Consider the following 14,314-nt stretch of genomic DNA (forward strand, 5'->3'; position numbering starts at 1 on the left):
GCTCAATATTGTTTGAATATGTTATAAAACAGTATTTAATAAGGTTTGTTTAATTGTTAAAATTTTGTGAAGGTTTTATGACATAATTATATAAAGATAGCATTTTGGTTCAAAAGTCTTGACATTTCTTCTGTTTCATATTAATCTGAATTTAAAGAAAACTCAAAAGGATTTTGTATGGACAATTAATTTTGTCAGAAAATCTTACAAAACTGTTTTCTTCTAAAAAGATATGTACTTTATTTTCAGAAAATAAAGTCATTTAAATAAGGAGAGAAATATTTATGAGAAAGAAAAAGTTATCATACATCGAATTAGTTCGTCGTAATAAAGAAGAGTTATTAAAAAATCCAGATCAGCTTGAAGTCATCGAAAAACGTTTAGAAAAAAGGCATGAAAAAGCGAAATAAAGCTTTTATATAGAAGGGGACCAGGATAATTATTCTGGTCTTTTTACTTGTAGTGAATGGGCGACCTTGTTTTATTGTTTAATTTAATATCTAGTTCTATCTCAACAGTATGGCTGGATGGATTTTGCCCATTTTTTACTATACCACCAAAGCCCATTAAAAATATCTAGTGGTTTATGAGGCGAATCGCAATGACTTTAGAATAATAATTAGTTACCCTGCTAATGGTTGTTTCTAAAAACAAGGAATAGAAGTGATAAAATAAAAGCCGCTCAAGTAAAGTGAGCGGCTAAATTAACGTATTTATTTATTTTTATAATAGTCGAAGAAAGCTTGAAAAATCTCTAATCCTTGGAAAAATAAAAGTGTAGTTGCAGTTATTGAAAACATACTAATCATAATCATACGAACAATCATTATCATATCCTCCTTAAATTTGTGTTATATTCTTACAAATTTAAGGAATAATTAGAGATAATTAGATTGGAAGAAAATCGGCTGCTTATGTCTACTGTTTTGCATAGAAACATAAGCGAGTTGGCAGATGCCAAGTAAGAGTAAGCTGATGAGTATCAGTGAAACATGCTCGAAAACAAGAGGATGTTTTTTGAGCTCATCTTTTAATGGAGAGGTATCACTTAAATGGGAGTCGTTAAAGACTGCATGCTGATGGTCTCCCCAAGTGCTCAAACTTGAATGATCGCTAGGATAGTGGACAACTAAAAATGCACAGAACATGATAAGTAATCCAAAAGAGTATATCTTTTTGCCAGTCATCCGTACCCCACCTTTCTTTCAAGTTACTATTCATTATACCCACTTTAGCTGATTTGTAAAATAAAAGATTAAGAGAAATCATCCATCTGATTCTTCCACTTTCAATATAATTTATTAATCAAATTCGAAAAGATGACTAAAAGTAAATAGTTAAACGTATCATTTTTTATTCTTATAATTGCTCAAAAAAACAAGTGGTATTTATAGTATAACCATCAACATCAGCAAGGGATTTTACAGGATATAACGATGGGAAAAGTTTTTGACATTTCAAATAATAAGGAGTATAACTAGTTTTATATTTTTATAAAGAGGTGTCATAATGGAATGTTATCAAAAAAATATTAATGGTCGAAGTATACAAATAGCTGATTACCCAGGTGAGAAAGGGACGATAATTGCTGTCCATGGGTTAACGGGTAATTATATGCAAATGCACTATTATGCAGAAAGTTTAAAAGATTATCGTATTGTAAGTATTGATGTCAGAGGTAGAGGGCAAAGTGCGGATGCAGATGAGGATACGAGCATATGGAAGCATGCTTTAGATGTTGAAGCATTGATTAAAGAGTTAAATATTGATCAACCAATTTTGATGGGGTATAGTATGGGCGCTTTTATCTGTTCTATTGTGGCCAGTAGACTTCAATCTGAAGTTCGAGGATTAATCTTGCTAGATGGTGCAGCGACATGTACACCACACCAAAAGAAGATTGTTGAACCCTCTCTTGCCCGATTGAGCAAAGCGTATGAAAGTGAACAAGCATACTTAGATGAGATTAAACAAATTTATCAAAACTTAGGTGTGCCTTGGGATGAGCATATGCAAAACGTTGGCTTATATGAGATTCATCAAATCGGTCAAAAGTGGAGAAATCATGCAAGTGAAGGAAAGATTAAAACCGATTTTGACAGTTTCTATACATTTGATCCTAAAGAAATATTTAAAGAAGTGAATTGCCCAGTCTTTCTTGTTCATGCAGAGGGTGGAATTGGTGCAATGGACCCGTTATTTCATGCAGAAGATTATATTGATACAATGGTATATGCTAAGCAAATAGAGAAAATAACGACGCCATGCAATCACTATACATTAGTGTTTACTTCAAGACCAGAAATTTACAATAGCATAAAAGCTTTTTTAAGAAATATTGATGCGACTAGTTGAAATTTTTCAAAAGTGGTGTAAAATAAAAACAAACAGAATGAAAGCCTATTCATTAGCCGTTAGAAAACGAACTTTTTTAATTAAGCTATTGGACATACTGGCTACTTTAAACTCTTCAGACTCTTACCCTTTTTGTAGGCGTCTCGTTTAAAGTAGCCTTTTTGCGTATAAATAAACATTTATAAAAAGGTGGGATATTAATATGAGTAGTAAGGGATTGGACTATTTTAAAAAAGTATATGATCAAGTTCCTGGATGGGTACAACAGATGCATGATTATAGTCCAAACATGCTCGATCAGTATACAAGTCTCCGTGGGGACATTATGAAACCGGGGGCTTTATCTGTAAAAGAAAAAGATATATTACTTGTCGGTATGAATGCGGCGAGATTATATGAAAGGAGTATGGTCTACCATACGAAGGGTGCTATAGATGGTGGCGCTTCGTTACCGGAATTAGCAGAATATTTATTAGTTAGTTATTTATATAATGGACAACAAGCTCTTCTAACTGGTTTAAAGTCCATGCAATATGCTTGTGAGTTAGTCGGTGACGAGACATTAGACCGAATAAATATAGATACTGTTGAAGAAATATTGTGTCAATATATACAAATGATCGGTAGTGAGAATGCTGCGTTTATTGAGAACGTGCTACAAACGAAAAAAGATGGCGGAGATATGGAAGAGGTCATTCTCCGAGATGGTCATGTTTCTCGTAAGAACAAGCTTTTATTAATGAGCGGTATTTATATTACTGTTCTCAATGGTAAGATAGCGGGAACGTGGATGGAAAAAGCGAGACGAAGTGGGGCAGAAGAGCCCGAGTTAGCTGAAACAGGTGCCATTTGTTTATTGACAGCCGGTATTCCAGCTTGGTTCGAAGCAAGCGACTCTTTAAGAATGGGGCATGAGCAATGAAAATTTTTTCTACGGCAAAAGAAGCAATTGAAAAATTGGAAAGCAATCAAACAATCATGGTTGGGGGCTTTGGCTTGATTGGTGCACCGCTGACATTAATTGATGAACTTACACAAAAAGACGTCTCAGGATTAACAATCATTTCTAACAATCTCGGTGAAAAGGGAAAAGGCTTAGGTATACTCGTTAATCAAAAGAAAGTAAAAAAAGGAATTGGCTCTTATTTCACGAGTAATCGAGATGTGGGAGATGCCTATCAAAGAGGTGAGTTAGAGCTAGAGCTTCTTCCACAAGGAACTTTGGCAGAATCGATTCGTGCAGGTGGTGCAGGTATTGGTGGCTATTACACGAAAACCGGTGTAGGCACTGAACTTTCCGTAGGAAAAGAAGAAAAAGAGATCAATGGTGTGAAATATATTTTTGAACCCGCATTAAAAGCAAATGTAGCATTAGTTCGTGCGTGGAAAGCTGATACATTAGGGAATCTTGTTTATTACAAAACAGCTAGAAACTTTAATCCGATGATGGCGACAGCTGCTGATTATGTGATTGCCGAAGTGGACGAAATTGTGCAACCTGGTGAACTATCTCCAGAAGAAATCATTACACCCCATCTATTTGTAAATGGGATCGTGAAAGCAACGAAGATTTTAACGAAAGATGGGGTGAAGAGTGTTGGATAAAAATGAAATGCAAAATTTAATTGCTAAACGTGCTGCTCAAGAACTAAAAAGTGGCTCAGTTGTCAATTTGGGGATTGGTATTCCGACTCTTGTTGCCAATCATATTGCAGATGGTGATATATTTTTCCATACAGAAAATGGCTTATTAGGGGTAACGGATGTTAACGAGGCTGATATTGATCCAAATATAGTGAATGCTGGTAAGTTACCTGTAGGTGAAGCAATTGGAGCTTCATATTTTAATAGTGCGGAGTCCTTTGCTATGATTCGAGGACAACATGTAGATGTGGCGATATTAGGTGTATTACAGGTAGATGCCAAAGGGTTAATTGCCAATTGGGCAGTTCCAGGAAAAAATATTATGGGTGTTGGGGGTGCAATGGATTTACTTACAGGGGCAAAGAAAATTATTGTGACCATGTCTCATACATCCAAAGATGGTACGAGCAAAATTTTAAAAGAATGTACTTATCCAATAACATCCACAAGAAGTGTCAATTTAATTATTACCGAGCTCGCTGTTTTTGAGGTGAGAAATGGAGAATTATACTGTATAGAAATAATGCCAAATAGCACTATTGAAGAAATAAGAGAAAAGACGGAAGCTCCTTTTAATGAAGATTGCCATAATAACGGGGGGCAAACGCGATGAAAGATGTAGTGATTGTAGAAGCGAAGAGGACAGCGATTGGGAAACTAGGTGGTAGTTTAGGTAATGAAACGGTCGATTTCTTAGCTAGCCATGTACTTAAAGGGTTAATGGAAAAGATGAAGGTACCTAAAAATGAAATCGATGAAATTATTATCGGACAAGCAAAACAAAGTGCAGATGCCTCTAATTTAGCCAGGCTAGCTACATTAAGAGCAGGTTTTCCTGAAAGTATACCAAGTTATACTTTACATCGCCAATGTGGCTCAGGAGTACAATCCGTTCACTCAGCTGCCCAACAAATCATGAGTGGATTCGCCGATGTTGTTATTGCAGGTGGAGCGGAATCTATGAGCACAGCACCATATTATATGCGGAATATTCGCTTCGGCCTTAAGTCAGGAAATGGGCTTTTACTTGATCCTAATACGGAAAGTCAGCCTGGTTCACAACCTGTGGAAGAATATGGGCAATTAACGATGGGGATGACCGCTGAAAACTTAGCAGAAAAGTATCGAATTTCAAGAATGGAACAAGATGAATTTGCGCTAAGAAGCCAAGAAAATGCAAGATCAGCTATTACTGCTGGCTTTTTTGAAAAGGAGATTCTTCCTTACACTGTGAATGAAAGAAAAAAATCGTCAACTTTTATGGTGGATGAGCACCCCCGTGTAACGACAATAGAAAAACTCTCACAGCTGAAGCCAGTATTCAAACAAGGAGGGACAGTCACTGCAGGTAATAGCAGTGGTAGAAATGACGGTGCAGCTGCATTACTCTTGATGTCAAGGGAGAAAGCAGATGAGTTCTCAATTCAACCGAAAGTGAAAATCATTGCTCAAGCAGCTGCTGGTGTTGACCCTAGATATATGGGGATAGGCCCTGTACCTGCCACACAAAAGGCGTTAAAACAAGTTCAATTAACAATAGAGGATATGGATATTATTGAGTTAAATGAAGCTTTTTCAGCTCAAGCTCTAGCTGTTATAAAAGAGCTTGGATTATCCATAGAAAAAGTAAACCCGAACGGAGGGGCCATTGCTATGGGGCATCCAATTGGAGCAACTGGATCAATTCTTTTAACAAAGGCTATCCATGAACTTGAAAGAACAGGAAAGAAATATGCTCTTGTTACACTTTGTATCGCCGGTGGACTCGGTATATCCACCATTATTGAAAATTTACAAATTTAACGAATGGACATCGATTGACGGTGTCCTTTTTATTTTGAAATAGTCATTTATACCTGAAAGATGAAACTTTTTTTCGCACAAACCGTATATATAGAAAGGTTCGTACCAAGAAAGTAACTTCATATTTTGAATTAATATAGGTCAGGACTTGCCTTTTGAAAAGTGAAACATTACCTCATTTGTTGTTTAAGGGTAAAGGAAATGCTGTTTTGAACATAGAATATAGTAAATAAGATCGATTTGTTAGAGGAGGGATAGGCAGAATGATTATTGGATTAGTATCAGTCATAATGATTTTTGGTATACCGATCGTTGCGATTATTACTAGCCATTTAAGTTCTCAAACCGAATTAAAGGCGAAAATAATTGAAGATCAAATAAAATTAGAAGAATTAAAACATCAAAATTATTTATTAGAAACGGATAAAATGAGAAGAGAATTAGAAGAACAGCTCAAACTCGATGATAAAAAGTTAGTATAAGTGAAAACAAAGAGCCGTTCATTAATCAATAAGCGGCTCTTTGTTTGTCATGATAGGATCATCCATTTTTTTTACCTCGAGATAATGTATTTGGTGACCATCAATTTCGGTTACAGTAAACAAGTATCCATCCAACTCTAATTGACTACCAAGTTTCGCATCAAAATTTAATGTGAGGAACCATCCTCCAATTGTATCAATCTCATCATCTGGCAAGTCAAGGTCTAACAAATGGTTAACATCTTCAATTAATACTTTAGAATCAAGAATATAATGGCCTTCCTTTATCTTACGAATTTCAGGAATTTCATCTTCGTCAAATTCATCACGAATTTCACCTACAATTTCTTCAACAATATCTTCAACGGTTACTAATCCAGACGTTCCACCATACTCATCCATTAAGATTGCGAGGTGTATACGATCTTTTTGCATTTTTATTAATAAGTCGTTAATTGGAATGGTTTCAATAACACGCAACACAGGATTAATGAAATCATGTATAGAAAGCTTCTTTGTTTGTTCAGGCTGAAGGTTTGCGGTAAGAAACTCTTTAACATTAACAAAACCGACAATATTATCTTTATTACCATCGACAACTGGATAACGAGTGTAACGTTCTTGTTTAATAATATTTCTAAGGTTTTCAAAGGAATCATCGATAGAAAAAGTAATAATTTCTGTTCGTGGTACCATGATTTCTTTCGCTACTCTTTCGTCGAATTCAAATATATTATTCATGTACTTTAATTCGTTTTTGTTGATTTCACCACTCTTATAACTTTCAGACATTAAAATTCGTAACTCTTCTTCCGAGTGTGCTGCTTCGCTCTCAGATGCAGGTTTGAAACCGAAAAGCGCTACAATTAGACGGGCTGATCCATTTAACACCCAAATAAAAGGATAGGTAATGCGATAAAACCAAATAATAGGTTTAGCAAAACCAAGGGTAATGGCTTCTGCCTTATGAATAGCGATCGTTTTTGGGGCCAATTCACCAAGGACCACATGTAAATAAGTCACAATCGCAAATGATACACCAAACGAAATCACATGTGTAAGAGAGGCATTAAGATTTAAATTATTAAATAATGGCTGTAATAACTTGAGTACTGTGGGTTCACCTAACCACCCCAATCCAAGTGCTGTTACAGTGATTCCAAGCTGACATGCGGATAGATATTCATCTAAATGGGTGACTACTTTTTTTGCTGAAACAGCTTTACTATTCCCTTCCGCTATCAATTGATCAATCTTAGACATTCGAACCTTAACTATTGCAAATTCCGTCGACACGAAAAAAGCAGTTAAAGCAATAAGTATAACAAGTAATATTAAATTTAACGTTACCGTCAAAATGTAATCGTCTTACTTTTGGTAAGACTTTCACCTCCTATTTTTTTGCTTCATGAATGTAAGTCTCAGGAAGTGACGAGAATTCATGTCTTACCATTACATTGTCCAACTTTCCTATAAGCAATGCCTTTTTATTTGTTTATTTTAAGAGTAAAAGCAATGTTTGAATAAGGGACATACTTTCGGAAGAGACATTTTTCTTAATATACTCCTGACTTGTTACATCAGTCTTGTTTAAATGGGCAAGCACTTCTGAAACATCATCCTTTAACCCATTAATCTTAATTCTTAATTCACGTACATCAATTTCTTCTGCTTCGTGAACATCTTTTTCATCCAACTTTTTCTTAATATCCACTAATGACATACCCTCTGATTTCCATTTTTCAATTAAATGTAATCTTTCTATGGCTGATCCGTCATAATAGCGATAATTTGAAGGAGAACGTTCTGCTTCAAGTAACCCAAGGTTTGTATAATGGTCAATGGTTCTTTTAGTTAAATTTACTCTTTCTGCTAATTCACCGATTTTTAGTTTCTCGTTCCCAATATGATACCTCCAAACTATAACGTTATGGTTAAATTATACTCCTGTCCAGTTTAGTTGACAATAGTTTCGACTTACAAAATAAATCCACTCGTTTTTCAATTGACAGATGACACGTTGTCATTTAAAATTAAAATTAATTATGACACACTGTCATTTTCGGGAGGGGAAATATTGAATACGCCATTAAACCAAATCGTTAAGAAACTTCGTTTGCAAGGTATAAAGGTTTCTATATGTAAAAAGCCACAAGGTTTAAGGAATATGCACAACTGATTTTGGTAACATCGGCATGTATTTACCGGCAGTATTCCCATTAGGTGAGGGGAAACTATAGATAGGGGAAAACCCTATTTGTGATTAAATAAAATAGAAAGGATGGCATTCACATGAATATGAATCCTTTTACTGATATGCCTGTATTTGTTAAGAAAGAAATTGAATTATTAAATGAACGTTTAGCGCCAGCGATGAGAGTTGCTTCTCGATTTTCGTTATTTTCATTTCCGCTTGTTGTTTTCTCAATCATGAATATCATCATTGTTCTTTTCACCATGCCCATGGATGAAAACACTTGGATTACTTTGCTCATCTACTCCATTTTAGGTGCTGTAGGTATGGCTTTATCTAAGGAATCGAAAATCCGCAGAAAAGCAATTGAGAAAACAAGCGTTGATTATATGATCCAACGTATTAATGACAGCAAAATAGCAACTGAACAAATGAAAAAAAGATATATCATAATAATTAATGAGAAGCCTGTTATGGCGCTTGCACAATTCATGGAATTTCTGCGTGAAGAACAGCGCCGTTCCTCGTTTTAGATTGATTCCTTTAGGGAGGGGAGTATAATGCCAAAAATCACTTTTTATAATTTATCAATTGAAAAACGCGAAAAGCTTATCAATGCTGTAAAGCAAGAGTTTTCTCGTGTTCCACTATCGCAAGCATCCATTAGTAATATTGTAAAATCTGCCCGTATTCCAAGGGGGAGTTTTTATCAATATTTTGAAGATAAGGAAGATGCTTTTTTTTACTTGCTAGAAGAGAGAGTAAAAAGGAATCAAAGTGAAGTTTACTTTTTATTGAATAAGCACAATGGGGATATTTTTGAAATGATGATTGCTTTTTTCGAAAAGGTGATTACTGAACAAGATGAGAATCGGAACTTTCTCAAAAATTTATTTTTAAATATGACATATGAAGTGGAACATGAATTTGGTCGAAGTTTCAATGGATATGAAACGAATCAGCAGTTTATCCAATTCGAATCAAAGGTAAATAAAGAAATATTGCATATCTCAAATCAGGAAGAGTTTAAGTATTTAATGAAAATACTTACATCTGTTTTACTAAGGAGTATTATCGAAACATTTTCTAAGGATCAATCAAAGGAAGAAGCACTAAGAAATTTTAAGTTAGAAATCACTCTCTTAAAACGGGGACTTAAGAAATAATCATGAAATGAGAAGTAGTTGGAATGAAAAATTTATTCTTTCGTTTCAACTCTTTTTTTGCTGAATTGCTATTGAATGATCGCATCTATGTGATTTTTTCACAAAATTCCAAAAATATACATAGTGGTGCTATAATAAGAATAGCAATAGTCAATTTAGCCATTATTCCCCGTAGAAGGGGGGTGTTGCTTTGTCAGTTTTTGAGGCATTGGTGTTTGCTTGTACATTTACAAGTTTAATAATGGCTGTGCTACAATTCAAAAACGATGATAAAAAATAATCCACCTCATGTATAGGTGGATGGTGTCAATTGTTCATTGGCTAATGCTATTGCGAGATCGGACGGTGTTGCCGCACCACCGATCTTTTCTAATATATGCCTTTATCTAGTCCTATTATACAATAGAATGATTTTTTGGAACAAGCTTTGAGTAAAAACTTACGTTTGTTTATTTTATGAACAATACCATTCTTGCCTTTGCCTTTTTCTTAACCTCATTTCCTGTTACAATTATAGATAAAATACGTTTAAGGAAATTTCCTTCCTTTTAGTGGGTATTGAACATGAAAATTAGATTATTCTCAAGAAAAGATAGTACACAAATCCAATCTGTTGCTAGGGAGAGTTGGCGTTACGCATATGAAGGCTTAATTCCCGAGCGAACACAGGTTGATTTTTTATTATCTGTATATACTGAAGACGCTTTAATGAGAAGTTTATCTACTTCGGTTTTATTGGTTGCTGAAGAAGAAGGAGAAGTTATTGGTTTCGTTCATTTTTCATTAATAAATATAAAGAAAGAAATAGAATTAGGTGCTTTATATATATTGCCGAGTTTTCACCGCCGAGGTATTGGTACAGCCCTACTAAAAGCGATGTTTGAATATTTTTATGATGTCAATAAAATTACGGTTTCTGTTGTGATGCGAAATGATTCTGCTTTGGATTTTTATCATTCAAAAGGATTTAAACAAGTAGGAAAAATGAATGATTCCATTTTCGGATTTAGTATTCCAACCATTGTAATGGAATGGAGAAGTAACACAAGTCCAAATGTGTAGGGGGAAGTTATGTATACCGTATTCTCAACTTTTGATGTAAATGAAAGTAAAGCAGATGAAGTGATTGAAATATATAAGAATCGTTCACGTTTAGTCGATAAAGCAGATGGGTTCGTCGACTTTATGTTGCTTCAGAATGATAAACGTAAAGGAGAATTGACAGTACAATTAATTTTTGAAACAAAGGAAGATTATTTACGCTGGGTAAGAAGTAAAGATTTTCAACGAATTCATGATCTTGAAAAGAAGTATCCAGATAAAGAATTAGCAGCAGTCATTCCAAAAGTGTCGCAATATAAGGTTGTGGTAAAGTGAGTAAATATGAAATAATCGCAGAAGAAGTAACAAAAAGGATATTTCGAGAAGACCCTACATTAATTGAACGATATGGTGAACGTGGGAGAAATCAAACATTTATTGATAATATGCATCACTTAGATTATTTAAAGACGGCAATGGAATTAAATACGTCAAAGATTTTCACTGACTATGCCCTTTGGTTAAGAGGTATCTTAATTAAATATGGTATGACGACGCAAACCTTGATTGATAATTTTCTTTTTTTAGAAGAGGAATTAGAGAAATGTACGGTGGTAGAAAGTGAAATTAGTTCTGCATATATTGGTTTGTTAGGAGAGGCTGTGTCTATTTTAAGAGATGTTCAAGGAGGCGAGGCACAGTGACGAGAGGAGAAGATCTAGCAGAAATCCTTTTATCTGGAGCTGTTGCTGATGCTTGGGAATATATTGAGCGATTCGATTATTTGACTAATATAGAAATTTATCAAGATATTATTACACCAGCTATGGTTAATATTGGTCTTAAATGGGAAAATTTTGAGATAACAGTTGCAGATGAACATTTGGCATCTGGAGTTTGCGATTTCATTCTTTCAAGATTAGCTGCAAAGCACAAGTTTAAACCTGTTAAGGATGCACCGACCGCCATGTTTCTTTGTTTATCAGGAGAGCAGCATTATTTGGGATTAAAGATGGTAGCCAGTATATTTGCAGAGAATGGATGGAGAACCAAGTTTTTAGGAGCAAATTTACCTGTACAATATGCATTGCAGGCTGCGAAGGATTGGAAACCAGATGTAATTGGCTTATCAGTTTCGATTGCTACCCATTTACCGGCACTTACGGAATATATGGAAGCTTTTTCTTATTTACCAAAGAAACCTAGGATTTTATTAGGTGGAAGATTGACAAATTTATATGATTTAGCTTCTTTTACCGCTATTAAGCCGGAAATTATTTCAAACTTATATGCTGTAGATAAATGGATCACTGCTTTTAATACGGAGGGGAGGAAAAATGCGATTAATTGATCTACATTTGCCGATACCGTATATACTAGCTAATAAGAATGGTGAAATCATTAGCTATACATCTAAAGCGGATGAAGTCTTTGATTTATCAGAAGGTACGATTAAAAGTATAGTTGATGAAGGGAGTATCTCTAAGTTTGAAAGGGTAGCTGCCATACCAGAAAAGAGTATGAGATTTGAAGCTAATTTAAAAACAAGAAGTATACCGATAGCACTATTTGATATTCATATCAGTTGGGATTTTCAAGGTAATGCGTCCATGCAATTTTTATTCAAAGATGATGATAATGAACCATTAATGGAGAAATTACAGGCCCTACAAAACAGATTAGCAAAGACAGATTTTGAGCTTTATGAGCAGAAGGAAACATTAGAAAAAACATTGCAAAGGTTGGATGAATTATCAGGTCCTTTTATCTCTTTAACAAAAGAGATCTGTTATATTCCTTTGTTTGGCGATATGACGGGCGATAAATTTACAACGATTATGGAGCAAACGCTTGCCCGTCTGTCAGATCATGATTACAGGTGGATACTGATTGATTTAACAGCGGTTGCTAAAGTATATAAAGAGGGAACGAGCGGCTTAGAGCTTTTAATCAAGAGCATTCTTCTAATGACAGGAGGAGAAGTGAGACTCATTGGTATAAATCCGAGTCTAGCAAAAACACTTCAGCCTTATCAATTAAGAAATGTTGTTCATACGGAACAATCGTTACAAAGTTTTCTTCAATCAGTGATAAATGATCATGCTATATGAACATTTATTAAACTGAGAGCCTACTTGGATAATGTATATGTTTGCACATGTGTTTATAGGTTGGCTTTGTTAAAAGAAAAGATTGTCGGATAACGATACGTTCCGAAAAAACTAAGTAAAGACATATGTAACAATGAAGATGATACCTTGTAACGGGAATGCGAATTTAAAAGGAAGAGAATATGAAGCTTGAGTTCGTTCATAAAAGCCTCCAAGTTACACAACCTAGCCCATAGGAACATAAGTTATACATGTTTCTATGGGCTAGGTTTGTGGCTGCCATACCTCTTATATTAAAATAATTTGAGTTGACCAATTCTTTCTACTGCCTCAATTAATCGTTCTTCATCGACAAGTAATCCAACCCGAACATAACCTTCTCCAAAGGTCCCAAAGCCTTTTCCTGCGGCAACAGCTACATCAGCTTTTTCCAGTAAGTAGTCAGCAAATTCTTCACTATTGTATCCTTCAGGCACTGGCATCCAAGCAAAAAACGATCCTGAAGGAGACTTGCCGTGCCAGCCAACCTTTTCACAAGCGTTCATGAATGCATTTCTACGTCTCTCATATCGAGCAACAAGTTCGTCTACACTTGTTTGATCCCCATTTAATGCATCGGCTGCAGCTTTTTGAATCGCAGGGAATAAGCTTACATACATATGGTCTTGAAGAAGGTTGATGGCTTCAATGATTTGTTCATTTCCAACTGCAAATCCAATTCTCCACCCAGCCATATTATATGTTTTTGATAATGTATACATTTCAATACCAACGTCTTTCGCTCCGGCTGTGGCTAAGAAACTTTCAGGTTTCTTTCCATCAAAGCCGATAGCACCATAAGCAAAATCATGCAAGATGGTAATGTTGTTTTCCTTAGCAAAAGCAACAGTTTCTTCAAAAAATGTGGAATCAGCTGTCGCGCCTGTTGGATTATTAGGATAATTCAAAAATAGTAGGCGGGCATCCTTTTTTTGTTTTTCTGTAAATTGCGAGTAATCAGGTAGAAACTGATTTGCTTCTTTTAAAGGAAAGGTTTCGTAATTTACATTTGCCAAAACCGCACCAGATTCATAATCAGGGTAACCTGGATCTGGTAAGAGCATTAAATCTCCCTCATTGAGTAGGCATAATGGAATTTCTACTAAACCTGCTTTTGCGCCAAAAAGGATAGCTACTTCTTTTTCAGGCTCAATTTCTACCCCATATTCACGCGCATAAAAGGAAGCGGCGGCCTTCTTTAATTCATTAATTCCTCTAAAAGGAGAATATTTATGTGTCATTGGGTCTTCTGCAGCTTGCTGAAGTGATTGTACAATATGTGCAGGTGTTGGCTGGTCGGGATTGCCTTGTCCTAGGTTAATAACATCTCTGCCTTCAAGTTTTGCAGCAGCAACTTTTTGAACAAGGGAAGCAAAAAATTGTTGAGGTAATTGCTTCAAACGATGCGATAATTCCATTTTAATCCACCTTCATTCATTTAATCTATATACGAACGCATTTTATAACCAAAAAGACAAA

The 14,314-nt window shown here is 35.2% G+C and carries 18 protein-coding genes and 1 pseudogene; 14 read left to right on the plus strand and 5 right to left on the minus strand.

What is annotated here, in order from left to right; genetic code table 11:
• Window positions 1-284 precede the first annotated feature (284 nt).
• A complete protein-coding gene (locus tag U9M49_RS13380; RefSeq protein ID WP_095370308.1) occupies window positions 285-410 on the plus strand; it encodes an FbpB family small basic protein in 126 nt (41 codons plus the stop codon).
• Window positions 411-878: 468 nt separating this feature from the next.
• Here U9M49_RS13380 and U9M49_RS13385 read toward each other — a convergent pair whose 3' ends face one another.
• A complete protein-coding gene (locus U9M49_RS13385) occupies window positions 879-1,187 on the minus strand; it encodes a hypothetical protein (RefSeq protein ID WP_095370307.1) in 309 nt (102 codons plus the stop codon).
• A gap of 322 nt (window positions 1,188-1,509) precedes the next feature.
• Between U9M49_RS13385 and U9M49_RS13390 the strand changes: the two genes are divergently transcribed.
• The 6 genes from U9M49_RS13390 (at window position 1,510) to U9M49_RS13415 (ending at window position 6,284) form a co-directional block, all read left to right on the plus strand.
• On the plus strand, window positions 1,510-2,355 hold the full coding sequence (locus U9M49_RS13390; protein ID WP_095370306.1) for an alpha/beta fold hydrolase: 846 nt from the start codon (window positions 1,510-1,512) through the stop codon (window positions 2,353-2,355).
• A gap of 202 nt (window positions 2,356-2,557) precedes the next feature.
• Window positions 2,558-3,277: a carboxymuconolactone decarboxylase family protein gene (locus U9M49_RS13395; RefSeq protein ID WP_307317118.1), complete on the plus strand. Its 720-nt coding sequence runs from the start codon at window positions 2,558-2,560 to the stop codon at window positions 3,275-3,277.
• On the plus strand, window positions 3,274-3,960 hold the full coding sequence (locus U9M49_RS13400) for a CoA transferase subunit A (protein ID WP_095370304.1): 687 nt from the start codon (window positions 3,274-3,276) through the stop codon (window positions 3,958-3,960). The genes U9M49_RS13395 and U9M49_RS13400 overlap by 4 nt, the downstream gene beginning before the upstream one ends.
• A gap of 7 nt (window positions 3,961-3,967) precedes the next feature.
• The gene (locus tag U9M49_RS13405) at window positions 3,968-4,612 is read left to right on the plus strand and encodes a 3-oxoacid CoA-transferase subunit B (protein WP_095373519.1); all 645 of its coding nucleotides are present in this window, start codon (window positions 3,968-3,970) and stop codon (window positions 4,610-4,612) included.
• The gene (locus tag U9M49_RS13410; protein WP_095370303.1) at window positions 4,609-5,802 is read left to right on the plus strand and encodes a thiolase family protein; all 1,194 of its coding nucleotides are present in this window, start codon (window positions 4,609-4,611) and stop codon (window positions 5,800-5,802) included. Before U9M49_RS13405 ends, U9M49_RS13410 begins: the two co-directional genes overlap by 4 nt.
• A gap of 263 nt (window positions 5,803-6,065) precedes the next feature.
• Window positions 6,066-6,284 carry a hypothetical protein gene (locus tag U9M49_RS13415; protein ID WP_095370302.1) on the plus strand — a complete coding sequence of 73 codons (219 nt, stop codon included), beginning with the start codon at window positions 6,066-6,068 and terminating at the stop codon, window positions 6,282-6,284.
• A gap of 21 nt (window positions 6,285-6,305) precedes the next feature.
• Here U9M49_RS13415 and U9M49_RS13420 read toward each other — a convergent pair whose 3' ends face one another.
• The 3 genes and pseudogenes from U9M49_RS13420 to U9M49_RS13430 form a co-directional block, all read right to left on the minus strand.
• Window positions 6,306-7,640 carry a hemolysin family protein gene (locus U9M49_RS13420; RefSeq protein ID WP_370873364.1) on the minus strand — a complete coding sequence of 445 codons (1,335 nt, stop codon included), beginning with the start codon at window positions 7,638-7,640 and terminating at the stop codon, window positions 6,306-6,308.
• A 139-nt stretch (window positions 7,641-7,779) separates the two neighbouring features.
• Window positions 7,780-7,998: a hypothetical protein gene (locus U9M49_RS13425; protein WP_233435301.1), complete on the minus strand. Its 219-nt coding sequence runs from the start codon at window positions 7,996-7,998 to the stop codon at window positions 7,780-7,782.
• 33 nt (window positions 7,999-8,031) lie between these two features.
• Window positions 8,032-8,208, minus strand: a pseudogene (locus tag U9M49_RS13430) (MerR family DNA-binding transcriptional regulator); the annotation flags it as partial.
• Between the two features lie 368 nt (window positions 8,209-8,576).
• Between U9M49_RS13430 and U9M49_RS13435 the strand changes: the two are divergent.
• The 7 genes from U9M49_RS13435 to U9M49_RS13465 all read left to right on the plus strand — a co-directional run bounded on the left by U9M49_RS13435 (window position 8,577) and on the right by U9M49_RS13465 (window position 12,796).
• A complete protein-coding gene (locus tag U9M49_RS13435) occupies window positions 8,577-9,011 on the plus strand; it encodes a DUF5392 family protein (protein ID WP_095370299.1) in 435 nt (144 codons plus the stop codon).
• A 27-nt stretch (window positions 9,012-9,038) separates the two neighbouring features.
• Entirely contained in the window at window positions 9,039-9,644 is a 606-nt protein-coding gene (locus tag U9M49_RS13440; protein ID WP_095370298.1) for a TetR/AcrR family transcriptional regulator, read from the plus strand.
• 564 nt (window positions 9,645-10,208) lie between these two features.
• The gene (locus tag U9M49_RS13445; protein WP_095370297.1) at window positions 10,209-10,706 is read left to right on the plus strand and encodes a GNAT family N-acetyltransferase; all 498 of its coding nucleotides are present in this window, start codon (window positions 10,209-10,211) and stop codon (window positions 10,704-10,706) included.
• Between the two features lie 9 nt (window positions 10,707-10,715).
• Window positions 10,716-11,021, plus strand: coding sequence for an antibiotic biosynthesis monooxygenase family protein (locus U9M49_RS13450; RefSeq protein ID WP_095370296.1), 306 nt, complete (start codon window positions 10,716-10,718; stop codon window positions 11,019-11,021).
• Window positions 11,018-11,389 carry a hypothetical protein gene (locus tag U9M49_RS13455; RefSeq protein ID WP_095370295.1) on the plus strand — a complete coding sequence of 124 codons (372 nt, stop codon included), beginning with the start codon at window positions 11,018-11,020 and terminating at the stop codon, window positions 11,387-11,389. Before U9M49_RS13450 ends, U9M49_RS13455 begins: the two co-directional genes overlap by 4 nt.
• A complete protein-coding gene (locus U9M49_RS13460) occupies window positions 11,386-12,036 on the plus strand; it encodes a cobalamin B12-binding domain-containing protein (protein ID WP_322909960.1) in 651 nt (216 codons plus the stop codon). The genes U9M49_RS13455 and U9M49_RS13460 overlap by 4 nt, the downstream gene beginning before the upstream one ends.
• On the plus strand, window positions 12,023-12,796 hold the full coding sequence (locus tag U9M49_RS13465) for an STAS domain-containing protein (RefSeq protein WP_322909961.1): 774 nt from the start codon (window positions 12,023-12,025) through the stop codon (window positions 12,794-12,796). Before U9M49_RS13460 ends, U9M49_RS13465 begins: the two co-directional genes overlap by 14 nt.
• Window positions 12,797-13,089: 293 nt before the next feature.
• On the opposite strand, the gene U9M49_RS13470 is transcribed toward U9M49_RS13465, so the two are convergent.
• Window positions 13,090-14,253: a pyridoxal phosphate-dependent aminotransferase gene (locus U9M49_RS13470; RefSeq protein ID WP_322909962.1), complete on the minus strand. Its 1,164-nt coding sequence runs from the start codon at window positions 14,251-14,253 to the stop codon at window positions 13,090-13,092.
• Window positions 14,254-14,314 lie beyond the last annotated feature (61 nt).

Origin of the sequence: Cytobacillus sp. OWB-43, from assembly GCF_034651445.1 — a bacterium.
Classification (GTDB): Bacteria; Bacillota; Bacilli; order Bacillales; family Cytobacillaceae; genus Cytobacillus; species Cytobacillus kochii.